The sequence below is a fragment of the Thermogemmatispora sp. genome, assembly GCF_019683635.1.
Lineage (GTDB): Bacteria > Chloroflexota > Ktedonobacteria > Ktedonobacterales > Ktedonobacteraceae > Thermogemmatispora.
Window position 1 is genome coordinate 1 of sequence record NZ_JADGIA010000110.1, and the last position, 17,351, is coordinate 17,351.

Genomic DNA, 17,351 nt, shown 5'->3' on the forward strand with positions numbered 1-17,351 from the left:
GTTGCGGGTTTTGAAACGAGTAGCATCTTTGTCTCTCCGTGCGGTGTTCACTCTTCGTTGTGTAAGCTTCTATCGGACACATTGGCTCTCCCGGACCCCCACCTCTTTTCTCCCTCCCTCCTCTCTCGCCCTTTCTTTCTAGCTCTCCCTTCCTACTCTCCACAGCGGCGACGACCTCCCCTCCTTTACCCGCTTCCCTGAGATGGTACGATACAGGTTAGGAGTTCACGCACGCTTGCCGTGGCTCTTGCTCATCCATTATAATTAATGAAGCTGAATACTGTTGTAGCCGTCACCCATCGCTACGCTAGCGGACAGGAAACCCGAGTGGCGTAGGGGAGTTTTAGATGCGGTGGCCTCAGTCCTGAGTGAGTGGACTCTACGCACTTGCTACCGATTACGCTTCTCTCTCAGCTTTACTCCCCTAGCGACCATACCAGCTCTCTACTTTCCCCAAGATCGCGAACCTATGAGAGGATAGAGGACAGAAGAGCATGGCTACTTACAGCGACGCCTTCGAGGCCCGCTCAAGGCTGAGCGGGGACTATGGCACTGTTACGTATTACCGTCTTGAGGCGCTGGCCAGACACGGTGTCCAATTGGAGCGCCTCCCCTTCACGGTGAAAATCTTGCTGGAGAATCTGCTGCGTCACTACGATGGCGAGCTGATCACAGAGGAGACCGTGCTGGCTTTGGCGCGCTGGCAGCCAGGCAAGGCCGCCAGCAGCGATGAGGAGTTTCCCTTTATGCCAGCACGCGTGCTGCTGCAGGATTTCACCGGCGTTCCCGCCGTCGCCGATCTGGCTGCGATGCGCTCCGCCGTCGCGCGCATGGGCGGCGACCCTCAAAAGATTAATCCGCTGGTGCCCGCTGATCTGGTCATTGACCACTCGGTGCAGGTCGATGTCTTCGGCTCGACGCTGGCCTTCCAGCGCAACGTCGAGCGCGAGTACGAGCGCAATAGCGAGCGCTACGCGCTGCTGCGCTGGGCCCAGCAGGCGTTCCGCAATTTTCGGGTGGTGCCTCCAGGCACGGGTATTGTGCATCAGGTCAACCTGGAGTACCTGGCTTCGGTCGTGATGACGAAAGAGGCCCAGGGTGAGCGCCTCGCCTTCCCCGATACCCTGGTGGGCACTGATTCGCATACGACGATGGTCAACGGCCTGGGTGTGCTCGGCTGGGGCGTTGGTGGTATCGAGGCCGAGGCTGTGCTGCTGGGTCAACCGCTTTATCTGCTGACGCCCGAGGTGATCGGGGTACGCATCTTTGGCGCACTCCCAGAAGGGTCCACCGCTACCGACCTGGTGCTGACGGTAACCCAGCTACTGCGCAAGCGCGGCGTGGTGGGCAAGTTCGTGGAGTTTACTGGGCCTGGCCTGCGCTATCTCTCCCTGGCCGATCGCGCGACGATCGCCAATATGTCGCCGGAGTTCGGAGCTACCGCGACGCTCTTCCCTGTCGATGAGGAGACGCTGCGCTATCTCCGCAATACAGGGCGCGATCCTGAGCTGGTCAAGCTTGTCGAAGACTACACCCGCGCTCAGGGCCTCTTCCGCAGCGACGATGCCCCAGAGCCGCTTTTCGACGATCTCCTGGAGCTGGACCTGGCGACGATCGAGCCAAGCCTGGCTGGTCCACGCCGCCCCCAGGACCGTGTGCCACTGGCGCGCGTGGGAGAGGTCTTCCGCGAGACCTACGCGGACCGCATCGGCAGCAACGGCCATCGACGCAGCACCACTGTGCGCATCGGCGATACGCAGACGACGCTCAGCGATGGGGCGGTCGCTATTGCAGCCATTACGAGCTGTACGAATACCTCCAATCCTTCGGTGATGGTCGCCGCCGGTCTGCTGGCAAAGCATGCCGTGGAGCGCGGTCTGAGCGTGAAGCCGACCGTGAAGACCAGCCTCGCCCCTGGCTCACGGGCCGTTATTGACTACCTGGAGAGCGCTGATCTGCTCCCCTATCTGGAGGCTCTGCGCTTCCATCTGGTGGGCTTCGGCTGTACGACCTGTATCGGAAACAGCGGCCCTCTGCCGGAGCCGGTGGCGGAGGCCGTGCAGGCTAATGACCTGGTAGTGGCGGCGGTGCTTTCGGGCAACCGCAACTTCGAGGGCCGTATCCATCCCCAGGTGCGCGCAAGCTTCCTGGCTTCACCACCGCTGGTCGTGGCTTACGCTCTGGCCGGCACAGTCGACATCGATCTGTCGAAGGACCCTATCGGCTACGATGCTAACGGCGAGCCAGTCTATCTGCGTGACATCTGGCCAAGCCAGGAGGAGATCAATGCGGTGGTGAGCCGCGCGATCTCGCCCGAGCTGTTTAAGAAGAACTACAGCCACGTCTTCGAGGGCGACGAGCACTGGCGCTCGCTCAGCAACGCGACAGGGCCTCTGTTCAATTGGGACCCGAATTCGACCTATATCCAGGAGCCGCCTTTCTTCAAGGACATGGCTCTTGAGCCTCCTCCTCTGCAGGCCATCGAGGGGGCCAGGGTGCTGGTGATGCTGGACGACTCCATTACGACCGACCATATCTCGCCTGCTGGTAGCTTCTCGCCCGATAGTCCCGCGGGTAAGTACCTGCTGGCGCGCGGTGTGGAACGACGCGATTTCAATACGTACGGGGCACGTCGCGGGAATCACGAGGTGATGGTGCGCGGTACCTTCGCCAATATCCGCCTGCGCAATCGCCTGGTGGGCGGTAAGGAGGGTTATTATACGCTTCACCTGCCCGATGGCCAGGAGATGACAATCTACGATGCGGCCATGCGCTACCAGGAGGAAGGCGTGCCGCTGCTGGTCATCGCCGGCAAGGAATATGGCTCAGGCTCGTCACGCGACTGGGCCGCTAAAGGGCCGCTCCTGCTGGGGATTCGCGCGGTCATCGCTGAGAGCTTCGAGCGTATCCACCGCAGCAACCTGGTCGGTATGGGCATTCTGCCACTGCAGTTCCGCCCTGGCGAGAATAAGGAGTCTCTGGGTCTGACGGGGCATGAGCGCTATGATATCCTGGGCATCGAGCACGATCTGCAACCGCGCCAGGAGGTCACGGTGCGCGTGACTCGTGAGGACGGCTCGACCTTTACTTTCCAGACCATCGCGCGTCTGGACAGCAAGGTTGATGTTACCTACTACAAGAATGGGGGCATTCTGCCAACAGTCCTGCGCCGTCTGATCCAGGATTAGATCGGCCTGCCGACCAGGCAGAATGCGCCTCGGCAGGCACGAAGGCCTCTTCAGCGGGAAGATCCCTGCCCTGCAGGTTTGGAGAGCAGCCAAGGACGCTTCGCATGTGAGTGCGGCTCGGCGAGGTCTTTGGCTGCTCTCGTGGTTGAGAACGTGTCTGCCAATTCAGTGGACTGCTCTTCTCCTTCCCCAACCAGTACTTCTGCGGTTCACAAGCAGCACCACTATCAGTTAGGATAACCCGGTCGCTTCGATACGGTGGGGAAGAGAGCATCTTGAGCTGGTACCGCTTTGGCTGTGACCTTATTTGGGGCCGCGCCTTTCTCTGCCCCTCGTTACCAGAGTAAACGGGCCGGTTGCGAGGCTGGAAGGAGTGGCCTGGCGGCATCACCGTGGGGTGGCCTGCTTCCACCTCCGGTCAGAGCGCAGAGGAGGAAGAAACGATGAACGCGAGCGATGTCCTAAAATACGGTCATTTGACGGTCATGAAAACACTTGAAGGCTTTCCCGAGTCGGCGCGTGAGCAAAGTGGAGCGTGCGGGGTCTGGTCGGTCAAAGATATCATTGCTCACCTTGCCTCATATGAGCTGGTCCTGGTCGATGTCCTGGTCTCTTTCCTCGAAGACGATCCCACCCCCTACCTGGGGCGCTTTACCGAGCTGGGGCCACAGTTTAATGAGGCCGAGGTGGCGATGCGCAAGGCGTCCAGTTTCGCTGAGGTGCTCCAGGAGTATGTTTCAACCCATGAGCGGACGATGGAGCTGATCACCCGCATTCCGGCGGAAACTTGCCGCCAGCCAGGTACCCTGCCCTGGTACGGCGATCCCTACTCGCTCGATGACCTGATCGTCTATATGTACTACGGCCACAAGCGCGAACATAGCGCGCAGATCGCTGCCTTTCGCGATCACCTGCGCTAGGAAGAAGTGATCAGCCCAACCAGGTTCTCCGCTACTGCGCTGTGGCCGGTCCGAACCTCGCCAGGCAGCCAAAGGCGAGGCTGTTCCTGCTCCACGCCCAGCAGCTGAGCTTAGGGGCCTGGACAGCCAGGCTTCCCTCTCCTCGGCCTTCCCCGACATGTGCTATGCTTAAAGAAGCAGCCGCACTCTGGCTGCGGTGCTGGCATTCCTACCCCTAGCGGCGTCAAGCAGATGTCGACGAGGAGCGAGCAGCGCATGGGACAGATACCAGTTGAGCTACAGGAGCAGTACCGCACGCTCCAGGCATTGTTAGATCAGCTCGATCCGCGTGAACCGCCGACAGCGATCGTCGTGCCCCCTTCGCCAGAGCCACGGGGCCATATCATCGTCTTTCCCGCTTCCTTCAATCCTCCGACCACTGCTCATCTCTCTTTGCTGCACAAGGCTCAAGAGCAGGGAGGCGGAGATGTTCTGGTCTATGCGGCCATGAGCAAGCAGATCGTTGATAAAGAGCACGTCGAGCGCCCAACCTTGCTTGATCGCCTGGTATTACTGCAGCAAATTCTGCAACACGAGCTTCCTGGTGTGGGTCTGCTGCTGTTTAACCGTGGCCTCTACGTTGAGCAGGCGGAGGCAGTACGGCGCAGTTTTCCCAAGGTCAGCCGCCTTACCTTTCTGGTTGGCTTTGACAAGATTATGCAAATTTTTGATCCGCGCTACTATAGCGATCGCGATGCGGCGCTGCGTCAGCTTTTTCACCTGGCGCATCTGCTGGTAGCCCCGCGTGGAAGCAATGGCGAAGAGGAGCTAGGTGCTCTTCTGGAGCGGCCTGAGAATCGCCAGTTTGCCGAGGCGGTCCAGGCCCTGCCCTTCGATCCGGCCTATCGAGACATCTCCTCGACGCGCGTACGCCAGAACCCGACCGCCCACGCCCGCGATGTGCCTCCAGAGGTCCTGCGCTTCATCCAGGAAACCCACGCCTACGAGGCGCCTGCAGTCCCGGGCGCGCCAGACCCTTATGAGGAGCACTTGCGAGCTGTTGCAGCCGTGCTCAGGAAGGGGGCACCAGACGGAAAATGATGCGATGATTGCCAATTTGGATAACATCCCCTTCCTTGAGGACACAGCGCGAGATGCGCTGACCATTGACAAAAGTGCCGGTGGCAGAGCGACGATCTTCCAGCTCGTAGCGCCCATCCGGCAACTGACGGATGGTGGCATGCAGGCGACTGACCGTCAGATCTTCCAGGAAGAGATCGCAATCGCGACTGCGGCCAATGGTCATCTCGGGCAATAGCTCGAAGGTGCGCGGGACCCCTCTGACATTGCCCAGCTCCAGGCGAGCAATCACACTCGTTGCAGGGTCGGGCTGCCTGGTCAGGTGCAGCTCCTTCCCCCGCGAAGAGGCCAGTTGGAAAGGACGCGTGCCCTCATGGGCGTAAAAAGTGAGACGAGTATTGCCGAAGCGCAGCTCGTCCCCATCGCGCAGCAGAGCCTGCTTGACAGGCCGTCCATTCACAAAGCTATCGCCACTCCCATGATCATCGCGCAGCAGGTAACCTTGAGGCGTATATAGAATGCTCGCCTGCCGGCGATGGACGCTGACATCCTCCAGGAAAATGTCGCAGTCACGGCTGCGGCCTATCGTTGTACATTCATTCCACAGCTCAACACGCTTGTTCGGCAACGGCTCGCGATGAATTACCAAATAGGCGACCCCTGGCTGCTCTGAAGACTCTTGCAACATCTGGCGGCACTCCTCGCTGAGGCGTCTGTGTTCCCGAGTACGCATCAACCAAAACACATTCCGCATGGACCAGCATCCAGCTCTCTGTTCTCGCTCCGTTCTTGCAGGTTAGACCCACAGGCAAGCGGGCAGTGACACCGCTCTGGCCTAGCCAGGGCCCTCCCAGAAGGGCGGCCAGCTGGCAGTTCCACCAGCGACCTGGCCCTGGGCCGCGACTGAGACCGCGTGAGCGGCGGGGCGGCCTAAGCACTGGGGCGAGTAGAGTGCGCTTTCCTCTTCCCTCCCGCATTGATTGTAGCATACTATAGTACCACGGACACCGCAGAATGATCGATCCACTGGCCCGAGACAGCACCCGTCACGTGTCCTTACTCTGGAGAAGAGACGAAGGCAGAAAGTGACCCGTAGCAGCAGGCAGCCAGCCACTTGTTCTAATTCCAGCCTACATAGCGCAGGGCTTGAGAGATGCGCTGGCCAGCGTGCACCGCCGCCCCAATAAAATCGGAGAGGCGCGGATGAAAGCGCTCACTCGGCCCACCGATCGAGACAGCGGCTACCGCTGCTCCAAGATGATCAAAAATGGGCGCCGCCACGGCATCGACTCCTTCCTCTAGCTCACCACAAGAGACCGCATAGCCCTGCAGGCGGACCTGACGTAGCTCCTCGATGAAGCGTCGGGGATCAGTGATCGTTCGTTCTGTGTAGCGCTCCAGCTTCATCTGGCCAACCAACTCACTGAGGCGATGCTCCCACTGATAGGCCAGCAAAACCTTACCAGTTGAGACCGCATGAGCTGGTAGATGCTGGCCAGGCACGTTCACTACGCGCACAAAGAAATAAGAATCCTCTGTATCGATAATGACCACCTCCATCCCTTCCAGCACAGCCAGATGGACCGATTCGCGCGTCTGGTCGCGCAACTCCATCAGAATAGGCCGGGCCACTTTGCGTACTGCATGAGAACTCAGTACGCTCGCGCTCAGGGCCGTAACATGCAAGCTTAAGCCGTATTTATGCGTATCTTCATCCTGAATCAGTAAGCCCTCATTCACCAGGGCTGTCACCAAACGATGCGTCGTCGACTTGGGCAGGCCCGTCGCCTGGGCCAGGTCAGTGATCCCTAGCAAACGGCGACTATGAAAGGCGCGCAGCACACTGGCGATCCGGTGGACAATCTGGACAGTCTTTTCGCCATCCAGGGGCGCTCCATGCCGCATACGTCTCCCCCTTATACCGGCCTGCCTGGTTCGCCTGCCGGAATAGAGTGTCCCATAATTGATGAGTGGCAGTATAGTCAGACGGCTGAGGGAGTGTCAAGACTGGCATCCTCCTCGTGAGACGTTGTATCATACACCATGATCATGCAGGCCCAGCTGGGCCTCGTCAGGTCTGGTTTGGCCTGGCCTGGTCACCTCTGGCCGGCCAGACGGCCACAAAGATAGCCAGGCCAGGCATCCGCAAGAAGGAGTTTCAGCATCTATGACAACGCAACCGGGTCAGCAAGTCGTCGTAGACTATGATGTCCCCGCCCGCATGCGCGATGGGACGACGCTGCGCGCGAATATCTACCGACCGGCTGGTGAAGGACAGTGGCCAGTGCTGCTGACACGCCTGCCTTATGGCAAGGATCTGCCGCTGGGTAACGCCATTCTGGACCCCGTCCAGGCCGCCAGGCGCGGCTACGTGGTCGTCGTGCAGGACACACGCGGGCGCTTTACTTCTGAAGGCGACTGGGTGCCGATGGCCAACGAAGCCCGCGACGGCTTCGATACGATTGAATGGGCATCGCGCCTGCCCTACAGCAACGGCCAGGTGGGAATGTATGGCGCTTCCTACTTCGGCTTCACCCAGTGGTCGGCAGCGGTCGAGCAGCCCCCAGCGCTGAAGACAATGATCCCGCTCTTCACCTGGAACGACCCTTTCAATGGGGTGGTCTTCCGGGGCGGTGCGCTGGAGCTGGGTACAATGGCCCATTGGCAGCTGCAGATGGGTATGGACGTACTGATGCGCCGCTATCGCAACGACCCCCAGGCCCTGGGACGGGCCATCGCGCTCTGGGCAAAGGAGATGGATGCGCTGGGCAAGGAAGGCTATTGGTCGTTGCCCCTCAAGGAGTTCCGCCCGCTGAAAACCCAGGATATTGCTCCCGCGTTCTTCCTGGCCCTGGAGTTTCCGATGCAGCGCGCCGCCGCTGAATACATGAATATCAGCGGGAAACACGACCGTGTGACCGTGCCAGCCTTCAATGGCGGCGGCTGGTACGACATCTTCTTGCAGGATACACTGGAGCATTTCACCGCAATGCGTCAGCGCGGCGCTACCCCCCAGGCCCGCCAGAGCAAACTGCTGATCGGTCCCTGGGCCCACACTTCGCAAGGGACCCTGGTCGGCGAGCAGGCTTTTGGCCTCGCTTCGACCACCGCTTTTATTAATCTGCAGCAGGATTTCATGACCTATCAGCTGCGCTGGTTCGACTACTGGCTCAAGGGCATCGAGAATGGCATCTCCCAGGAGGCCCCCATCAAGATCTTTGTGATGGGCGCCAATATCTGGCGCGACGAGCAGGAGTGGCCGCTGGCCCGCGCCGTCGAGACGCGCTACTACCTGCATAGCCAGGGCCACGCCAATACCCTGCACGGCGACGGGACTCTCTCGACCGAGCCGCCAGAGGATGAGAGCGCCGACCAGTATACCTACGACCCCGCTAACCCGGTAATCACACGCGGCGGCGCTCTGCTGATGGCTCCTGAGTACCCCGCCGGCCCCTACGACCAGCGATCCACAGAGAGCCGTCACGATGTCCTGGTCTATACCAGCGCCCCCTTGCAGGCAGACCTGGAGGTCACCGGTCCTATCCGCGTTCATTTGTGGGCCGCCTCCAGCGCTCCCGATACCGATTTTGTGGCCCGCCTGGTCGACGTCCATCCCGATGGCTACGCCCAGAACCTGACTGACGGCATCATTCGGGCCCGTTACCGTCATGCGCCGCGAGGCGGAGATCCTTCGCTGATCGAGCCTGGCAAAGCGTATGAATACGTGATCGATCTGTGGTCGACCAGCAATCTCTTTAAAGCAGGCCACCGTATCCGCCTGGATATCACCAGCAGCAATTTCCCTCGCTGGGACCGCAACCCAAATACCGGCCAGCCACTGGGGGCTAGCGCCGAGATGATCTCCGCTCAGCAGACGATTCTCCATAATCGCGAGCACCCTTCCTATGTTGTTCTGCCGATTGTGCCCCACTAGTTGTGTCAGACGGCAGCCGAGCCTTCCTGGCCGCCGGTGAGAGGCACATTCGCTGATCAGATCGTGCGCTTGCTGGCCCTGGCGCGGCTGACCACACCGCGTCAGCAGCGTTTCTGTGGTTGTGGTCAAGAAGCCAATGTCAGGCTGCCACGCCTGACTGCCGAGAACCAGGCCACTACGGCCCTCAGCATTGCACTGGTCAGCACCAGAGACGCTCACCAGTCTGCATGATGTGGGAGAAGACGCCAAGATGGCCTGCTAGCAGCAGCAAAAAAAGCAGGAGGCCACCGAGCAGTACTGCTATGGCCAGGAGCGTTAGCGTCAGCACAAGTAAGCGGCTTGTGAGTAAAAGCGGCTCTGGCTCAGGTGGATGGGCGACAGCTTTGGCCTTGACCTCCAGACCGCGCTCGCCCTCGCTCAGCGGCTCCGGGGCAGGAGCTGGCTCGCTCTCTTCCGCAGCTACCTCTTGCCCCACCTGCTTCACTGCGGCGGGAGCTGGGGTCTGCCTCTGTCGCTGGCGCCTTTCCCGCTCCTCTTGCGCCCGCCTGAGCTGGGCCGCTGCCTTGAGCGGCGCCTCTTCCGGCTGCGGTGTGCGCCTCGGCGTCACTAGCTGCTCTTCGTCTGGCCCGGGTAAGGCCAGACAAGCGGAATGATTGGCCGCCACCGCCAGCGCTCGCACCTCGCTGCGCTGCTGATGCAGCTGGGCGCTCGCCTGCAACCTGGCCTGGATCACTGCGTCGTATGCCTGGGCAAAGGCCAGAATCGTCGGAAAGCGCTGCTCAGGCTTCTTGGCTAATGCCCGTAGAAAGATCTCATCCAGCTCTCGCGGCAAGGAGGAATTATAGACGCTGGGAGGCGTCGGAGGAGTATGATGGTGATGATGCAGAAGCTGGCTGGCAGTCCCCTCAAAGACCGCCCGTCCCGTGACAAGTTGATAGATCATGACCGCGAGCGCGTACTGGTCGGCAGGTGGACCAACAGCCACCGCATCAGCCTGGGCGGGATCGTCAAACTGCTCTGGCGCCATATAGAGCGGCGTCCCGACGGAGCGATGAAACGAACGGCCCTGGCGGTAAAAGGTCGCCAGACCAAAGTCAGCCAGCAAGAGATGAGGCCGGCCATGCGGAAAGATGCGATTCAGCAGAGCTGCCCGCTCGGCATCCACCGTAGGACTGAGCGGGCCGCGATCGACGCGGATCAAAAAATTCGTCGGCTTGATATCGCGGTGGACAATGCCATGATCATGGGCACACTGGAGGGCCGAGGCTGCCTGAAGCAGATAGTAGCCAGCCTCCTCCGCCGAAATAGGCCAGCTAAAGCCGTACTGCTGCGTCCGTCGCTGGAGCCACTTCCAGAGCGAGCCTTCAGAAAGATAGGGCATAACCAGATACGTAATAACCGTTGAGTCCGGTTCAAGTGTTTCTTCACCAAAATGATAAAGGGGTAAAATATGCTCATGTTCCAGCTCGGAAACAGCACGCGCTTCGCGGATAAAGCGACGAGCAGCCTGTATACCCTCGGGAGAAAGAGGAGCAGAGCGGAGATCGCTACAGATGACCTTAATAGCAACCTTGCGCCCGATCCGTTCATGCTGGGCAAGATAGATATCCCCCATCCCACCACTTTCGAGGAGTCGTAAGAGACGATATCCACCGAGCGTCTTCCCCACCAACATATTCATTCCGTTTGACCCTCACTACCTGGATAACAGACAGAAAGCTCGCCAGGAAGGAGCCGCGAGAGAGGTACAGTAATGCTCCCTGACGGGCAAAGAGAGTTTTCTGGTTCCTATTGTATAGTATACAGAGGGGCTACGAAACAAGACAGCAGGAGAGCCAGGGAAAGGGCACTTTCGTCCCTCTCCCCTACCCACCAAACCAGCCTTGAGCCGGGCCTAGACTTGCTAGGCCACAGCCTGCTCCAGCTGGGCCAGCGCTGCCGCAGCAGCCTCACGCACAGATGGACGCGACTGGAGTAAGTAGCGCAGGGCCGGTACTGATTCGCGATCGCGATACTGAGCAGCCAGACGGCAGGCGAAAGCCGCCACCGCCGGGGCCGGGTCGCTCAGAGCCTCACGCATAGCCATGCGGCTGCTCCACTGCTCACCACTGGCGTCCAGCCTCATCAGGGCCATGAAAGCAGCCTCGCGCACAACCGGATCGAAGTCATGGCAAGCCTGCACTACGAGATCGAGGCACTCACGAGCTTCAAGCAGAGCCAGAGAGCGCAACACGGCTACGGCGAGGATGCTGCCCGGCACACGCTCGTTTTCAGGCGGCAGGGGATCGGCGCGCTGGGCCTGGGCAGTGCGCTCCGAGAGGACAACAACTTCTATGAGGAGGCGACGAAATACATCTAGCGCCCGTCTTTCTCCAAGGGCAGCCAGCGCTTCACAGGCCAGACCCAGGCGCTGAGCTTCTTCAGCGCTCTCCAGACGGTTGGCTCTTTCTAAGGAGGCCAGCAGAGGTGCACACAATCGTGGCTCGCGCAGATCTAGCAGCGTCCTCACAACCGGCGACCAGGCTTGCTCATCCCGATCGTGGAGGGCCGCCAGCAAAATATCGCGTGCCGGTCCATTCATCCAACGCTCGATCTCGGGCACCAGGGGAAGGCAGCTCGTAACGGACTGGATGATCCGCGGTTCGCGAATGAGGCTGCGCACGATACCACTCCAGTAGCGCCCAAGGAGGAGAGCCAACTGGTGCAGCGCCACGACCTGTGGCCAGCCTCCATAGCGGCGCGCACTGGCAAAGAGAGCCTGCGCCAACGGCAGTAGCTCGTGTTCAAAGACCAGCGACGGCTGCTCAGGCTGCGTACTGGCGCTCCGAATGCTTTCAAGACAGACATAGTAACAGACCAGAGCGGCGTGCTGGATAAGCCTGGAAGGCAGCGTCACCTCTGGGGGCGGATCAAGATAGGCCTCTAAGGGAATGGCCCGATAGAGCGAGGGAGCTACATAGGCTTCGAGTCCCGGAATGCCCTCCAGACCCAGGGCAAGCAAGAGATCGAAGAAGCCCGGCTGCTTTAACTTCAGGCAGGCCTCGATGAGATCTATACGCGCCCAGCCCTCGGCTTCCTTTACCGCTCGCATGAGCGTTTGACGCGCCAAGAGAGTATTCTGTCGCAGCAGGGCTTGTGAGGCATAAAGCGAAAGATGCGGATCAAGAGCCAGACGCCCGAGGAGGATTGTCAGCTCCGAATCTTTATAGCTGCCGAGCATCAGCACAGCCAGGCGGCGAGCTTTCCCCAGAGGCGTCTCCATCTCTTGGTTGCCTGGGTCGCCACGCGCGATCAGCGCCTGCCAGACCGGTATCAGACTGCCGGCGCGGTCTATTTCATACAGATGAGCAGTGACCACCGGCGCCCACTGGGGGAGCGGGCTGAAGTCGAGCAGAGGCACCAGGCGCCTGGCTGCCTCCTCCACACTGAGGACCCCCCAGCGCAGATCGGTGAGCAGCGTCATGACATCGGTACGGAGTCGGCTCAAGCGCTCCCTGACCGCCAGCGATTCGACATCCAGGGGAGGCTGTGGCTGACGCGCAAGCAGATGCTCCGGGGTGGCAGCATACTCCAGCGGCCTTCTTCTCCCTTCCAGATCAGTCGCCGTCGTCGCTGCCCCACTCTCGCCAGGCTGCTCCGCGGCCTCTGCCGGCCTTGCCGACGACGCCGCTCCTTCCTCGGCTGCAAGAGCCTGGCCCTCTTCCTGCGCCGCCGACGCTGCCTGCGGCTTCATCTCCACACTGAGCGTCTCCTCATCCGAGACTGGCGTCGCTCGGGCCTCCTGCCCCGACGCCGACGCTGCTGGCTCTGGCTGATCATGATAGACGTCTGTCATTCTCTTGCAGTATCCTCCTTTCAGTATCCTCGTGCGGATCAACTGGGGCCATACGGCCTCCTGCCGGCGGCACCAGCGGTCAGCCAGGCTCTTCGCTATTGTATGCGCTTCCGCTTTCTCCAGTCAAGATTGTGGCGGCCAGCCTTCTTCATAACGACGGACCTCTCCCGACGCCTCAGACTATGCAGGACAGTCCACCTTGTCAGGCCCTACCAGCGCCAGGCCGGTCAGTCTAGTATATAATTATAGGGGTAACCCCTGCATGCAACGCATACCGCAGAGGCGACCGCAGGCCAGAAACGCACTGCACTATTTTCTTAAGGAGTCGGAGCAATGGCAGTCATACGTACCTCGCTGGTAGATCTCAAAGTCAATGGCAACGGCGCCTACGCCTTCCTGGCCCAGCCGGACGATGACCAGAAGCACCCCGGTGTTGTGATGATTCAGGAATGGTGGGGCATCGAGCCCCACATTCAAGACTTGGCGCAGAAGCTGGCCACCGAGGGTTTTATTGTGGCTGTGCCCGATCTCTACCACGGCAAAATTGCCACAGAGCCAAATGATGCGCTCAAGATGATGATGACCATGATCCACGAGAAGATGGATCGCGCCACCAAGGAGATCATCGGAGCTTTGGAGACCCTGAAGGCCATGCCCTCGGTGGAACCGAAAAAGCTCGGCCTCATTGGCTTCTGCGTCGGCGGCTTGCTGACCTATAAGGTGGCTGAACGCTACGCCGATCTGGCCGCGGCTGTCCCCTTCTACGCTGGCGGCTATGATCCCCAGCCCGAGAATGTGGCCCATGTGACCGCCCCCATTCTGGCGATCTATGGCCGCTACGACGACAGTATCCCAATGGAGCAGGTCGAGAAGGTTGAGCAGGTCTACAAGGAGGCGGGCAAGGACATCACGGTCAAGGTCTATGATGCTGGCCATGCCTTCCTGAACCCAATGCACGGCATGGGCAACGAGAAGGCCGCTGCCGAGGCCTGGCCGCTGGCTGTGCGTTTCCTCAAAGAGAAGCTCAGCCAGTAAGCAGACTGGCCGCTGTTCCCCGAACCGGCCACGGCCAGAGGCCAGCCGGACGGGGAATGAGATGAGGGTTATTGGGCCTCCGATGTTAACCGCTCTCTTCTTGGGCATCTCCTACGGCTTCACCGCCGGTATCAGCCCGGGTCCGATGCTTGGCCTGGTGATCACGCAGACGCTACAGCGTGGTTGGCGCGCTGGCAACCTTGTGGCGCTGGCCCCGCTCATCACCGATCTGCCTATTATCGTGCTCGCCGTCCTGCTGATCAGCCAGTTGCCGGCCAGCGCCCTTGGCTGGCTGGCGGTGGCCGGCGGCCTTTTTGTGCTCTACCTGGGCTGCGAGACGGCTTTGACTGCCTATCGCTACGCTCGTGACGCTTCTTCCTCACAGGCCCTCTCGTCCCCTATCTCCGCTAGCGCTGCCAGCAGCACCGTCCTCTGGCGCGCCGTCGTGACTAACGCCTTGAACCCCCATCCCTATCTCTTCTGGGGCACAGTGGGGGCTCAGCTGCTGATCCGCAACTATGAGGAACAGGGGACCGGCGGCCCCATCTTGCTGCTGCTCGGCTTCTACGTTTTCCTGGTTGGCAGCAAGCTCGCTATCGCTTTTGCCGTCAACCGGAGCCGGCACTGGCTCCAGGGACCACTCTATCGCCTGGTGCTTTTCTTGAGCGCCTTGCTGCTGATAGCGCTCGGTCTCTGGCTCGTCGCTGAGGGTTTGAGGAGTTTGCTCTAAGACCAGGTACCAGGCAGTCAGAGAGCCTGGCCGTCGCTTATCGGCGCTGGCAGAGTAAGGCGGCTGGCCCAAGACGACAAGCTGGTTTTGGTGCTTTCTTTTCTCTCTCTCTTTCTTGACATGTTGATAGCAGATCGCTATAGTAGAAAAGATGATTTAGCAAATAGCTATGTGAGGCACTATGGATCTCGCTGAGAAGCTCAGGCATTTACGGAAGGTGGAAGGAGAACTACGCGGCCTCAATCGGCCTATGACGCAGACAGAAGTCGTCGCCGCTATGGAGAAGGAACTCGGTGAGACCATCAGCCAGGCCTACCTGTCGCAATTGGAGAGTGGGAAGCGGGTCCACCTGACAGCCTTCACTCGCGATCTGCTGGCGCGCTTCTTCAAGGTGCATCCAGGCTATCTGGTGAGCGACCCGCCCGACTTCAGTACCGACCTGTTGACCGACGTGGCAGAAGAGAGCGATCGCCTCTCTACCTGGCTGGAGGCCAGCGCAGAAGAGTGGCAGACAGAGCCAGAGGTAGCTGGTTTTTTCTCTGCCCTGGCGCGCACAACGGACCCGCGTCGTTACCTGGCCCTGCTCAGCGAGCTGCTGGCCCTGCCCCTGGCTGAGCTAGAGCAGCTCGTGCGCACCCTGACGGCGCCCGGCGCGGGCGCTACAGAGCGCGAAGTGACCTCGTAGTTGCAGTTGGACCAGCCAGAGGATCAGCTCCCTCGCAAGGTTGGGCCTGCCCCTTCTTCTCTGGGGGGCAGCGCTACAGGAAAAGGGTCATGGCGTTGTACACCTTCAAAGGTGAAGCGTCTATACACAGTGGATCTGAAGGAAGAGCGTGCGACGATGCTCTCGTGCGAGCCGGGAGCAGAGGCGCACCAGCAGCAGCAAAGGAGCCGGGTTATGGTCATTGCCACTGATCCGCTTTCGCTCGTCTTTATTGGTTGTTTCCTGTTCGGGACCTTTTTCTTGGTCATTTCGGCGCTGCTCGGGGGTCTGGGGCACGGCCTGGCCCACCATGCCGGCGGCCTTGCTTCCCACGCATCCACCGGTCTGCATGGCCTCGCCCAACAGGTGCACCTGCCCCATGTTCATCCAGGCTCGGCAGCTCCTCACGCCCATGTGGTGGCCGACGGGAGTCACGGTAGCCACGCTTCCGCTTCCACTCACGTCGGGCATGCCAGCCAGAGCGGTCAGCCCTCTCAGGGAATGTCTGCTTCGTGGTTCTCCCATCTGCTCACTTTTGTCAATCCCTGGAGCCTGATTTTCTTCCTCCTCGGATTCGGTTTCTTCGGCTATGTTTTCCATAACGCTACCCATCTGGATGTCCTCTTCTCGCTACTTCTGGCCCTCATCACAGGCTTGCTACTGGCCGGGCTGGTGCTGGCGCTGCTATTCCGCATCTTCGGAGATAGCGAGGCCGAGACCATTCAGGATGTCTCGGACCGCACAGGCCTGATCGGTAAGGTCAGCTTGCCAATCCGCCAGAATAGCATCGGCGAGGTCATCTATGTCTCGCCCGGCGGCTTGCGTAAGAGCGTACCAGCCCGTAGCGTCGATGGTCAGCCTATCGAACGCGGACAGGAGGTGATCATTCTCCACTACGAACACGGTATCGCCGAGGTGGAAACCTGGGAACGGTTCTTCGAAGGCGAGCCGGGACAGCAGCCGCTGCGTACGCCAACTGGGGCAGAGTTGGAGCAGTTGCGCACGCTCCTTCAGGATCAGGACGGAAATGATCGCTCCGAGTTGCTTACTGGCAAAGATCTCCTCTGACACGCAGGAAAAAAGCTACCCTTGTAAGTAAGGAGTGTCTGTCATGTTCGAAGGCGTTCTCGGGCCGGTTGTCGGCGGCGTCTTGCTACTCGTGGTACTGGTCATCATCGCTATCGCTCTCTGGGCCAGCATGCTGCGCAAGGTCGGGCCAAACCGGGCTTTGATTATCTACGGCGCCGGCGGCACCGATGTGGTCACCGGCGGCGCAAAGTTCGTCTTCCCGCTGATCAGCCGCGCTCAGGAGTTTCCGCTTGAATTGATGTCTTTCGATGTCGCGCCCGCTCAGGATCTCTATACGTCCCAGGGGGTAGCTGTCAATGTCGAGGCAGTTACTCAGATCAAGGTCCGCTCCGACAAGGAAAGCATTAAGACGGCAGCGGAGCAGTTCCTGAGCAAGAGCCAACAGGAGCGCGAGAATCTCATCCGCCTGGTGATGGAAGGACACCTTCGCGGTATTGTGGGGCAGCTGACAGTCGAGGATCTGGTCAAGGACCCGGAGAGCGTGAGCGCTAAGATGCTCAAGACGGTCAGCGCCGACATGGAGAAGATGGGCCTGGAAGTCATCTCCTTTACCATCAAGGACGTGCGCGACAAGAATGACTATATCGCCAATATGGGGCGCCCACAGATCGCCCAGATTCGCAAGCAGGCTGACATTGCCGCCGCCCTGGCCGCCCGCGATACGCAGATCCAGCAAGCGCAGGCGGCGCGTGAAGCGGCTATTGCTCGCTCGCTTGCCGATCAGGAGCGCGCGAAGGCCGAGGCCGAGTCACAGGCCAAGCAGGCAGAGTATCAGCGCGATCTGCTGCTCAAGAAGGCAGCCTTCGATGCCGAGGTCAAGAAGCAGCAGGCGGCTGCCGATAAGGCTTACGATATTCA

General features: G+C 60.3%; 13 protein-coding genes. 9 read left to right on the top strand and 4 right to left on the bottom strand.

Features of this window, described 5'->3' with window-relative positions; translation table 11 throughout:
- Positions 1-494: 494 nt before the first annotated feature.
- The 3 genes from acnA to IRZ31_RS13035 all read left to right on the top strand — a co-directional run bounded on the left by acnA (position 495) and on the right by IRZ31_RS13035 (position 5,188).
- A complete protein-coding gene (gene acnA, locus IRZ31_RS13025; protein ID WP_297154331.1) occupies positions 495-3,188 on the top strand; it encodes an aconitate hydratase AcnA in 2,694 nt (897 codons plus the stop codon).
- A gap of 443 nt (positions 3,189-3,631) precedes the next feature.
- Entirely contained in the window at positions 3,632-4,108 is a 477-nt protein-coding gene (locus tag IRZ31_RS13030; protein WP_297154333.1) for a DinB family protein, read from the top strand.
- Between the two features lie 255 nt (positions 4,109-4,363).
- Positions 4,364-5,188 (top strand): hypothetical protein, encoded by an 825-nt coding sequence (locus IRZ31_RS13035; RefSeq protein WP_297154335.1) that lies wholly within the window; start codon positions 4,364-4,366, stop codon positions 5,186-5,188.
- On the opposite strand, the gene IRZ31_RS13040 is transcribed toward IRZ31_RS13035, so the two are convergent.
- Together IRZ31_RS13040 and IRZ31_RS13045 are read right to left on the bottom strand one after the other, a co-directional pair.
- Positions 5,160-5,855, bottom strand: coding sequence for an FHA domain-containing protein (locus IRZ31_RS13040; RefSeq protein WP_297154337.1), 696 nt, complete (start codon positions 5,853-5,855; stop codon positions 5,160-5,162). The genes IRZ31_RS13035 and IRZ31_RS13040 overlap by 29 nt on opposite strands.
- A gap of 431 nt (positions 5,856-6,286) precedes the next feature.
- The gene (locus IRZ31_RS13045) at positions 6,287-7,072 is read right to left on the bottom strand and encodes an IclR family transcriptional regulator (RefSeq protein WP_297154339.1); all 786 of its coding nucleotides are present in this window, start codon (positions 7,070-7,072) and stop codon (positions 6,287-6,289) included.
- A gap of 262 nt (positions 7,073-7,334) precedes the next feature.
- On the opposite strand from IRZ31_RS13045, the gene IRZ31_RS13050 reads away from it, so the two are divergent.
- On the top strand, positions 7,335-9,101 hold the full coding sequence (locus IRZ31_RS13050) for a CocE/NonD family hydrolase (protein WP_297154341.1): 1,767 nt from the start codon (positions 7,335-7,337) through the stop codon (positions 9,099-9,101).
- A gap of 199 nt (positions 9,102-9,300) precedes the next feature.
- Here IRZ31_RS13050 and IRZ31_RS13055 read toward each other — a convergent pair whose 3' ends face one another.
- Positions 9,301-10,782, bottom strand: a complete 1,482-nt coding sequence (locus IRZ31_RS13055; RefSeq protein WP_297154343.1) for a serine/threonine protein kinase — start codon at positions 10,780-10,782, stop codon at positions 9,301-9,303.
- Between the two features lie 222 nt (positions 10,783-11,004).
- The gene (locus IRZ31_RS13060) at positions 11,005-12,936 is read right to left on the bottom strand and encodes a HEAT repeat domain-containing protein (protein ID WP_297154345.1); all 1,932 of its coding nucleotides are present in this window, start codon (positions 12,934-12,936) and stop codon (positions 11,005-11,007) included.
- Between the two features lie 333 nt (positions 12,937-13,269).
- Between IRZ31_RS13060 and IRZ31_RS13065 the strand changes: the two genes are divergently transcribed.
- The 5 genes from IRZ31_RS13065 to IRZ31_RS13085 all read left to right on the top strand — a co-directional run.
- Complete coding sequence (locus IRZ31_RS13065) at positions 13,270-13,971, top strand: dienelactone hydrolase family protein (RefSeq protein ID WP_112428049.1); 702 nt, start codon at positions 13,270-13,272, stop codon at positions 13,969-13,971.
- 61 nt (positions 13,972-14,032) lie between these two features.
- A complete protein-coding gene (locus tag IRZ31_RS13070) occupies positions 14,033-14,701 on the top strand; it encodes a LysE family transporter (RefSeq protein ID WP_297154346.1) in 669 nt (222 codons plus the stop codon).
- Between the two features lie 277 nt (positions 14,702-14,978).
- Complete coding sequence (locus IRZ31_RS13075; RefSeq protein WP_297154348.1) at positions 14,979-15,386, top strand: helix-turn-helix domain-containing protein; 408 nt, start codon at positions 14,979-14,981, stop codon at positions 15,384-15,386.
- Positions 15,387-15,599: 213 nt separating this feature from the next.
- Positions 15,600-16,472 carry a hypothetical protein gene (locus IRZ31_RS13080; RefSeq protein ID WP_297154349.1) on the top strand — a complete coding sequence of 291 codons (873 nt, stop codon included), beginning with the start codon at positions 15,600-15,602 and terminating at the stop codon, positions 16,470-16,472.
- Between the two features lie 43 nt (positions 16,473-16,515).
- On the top strand, positions 16,516-17,351 hold an 836-nt coding region (locus IRZ31_RS13085; protein ID WP_297154351.1), incomplete at its 3' end, for a flotillin family protein.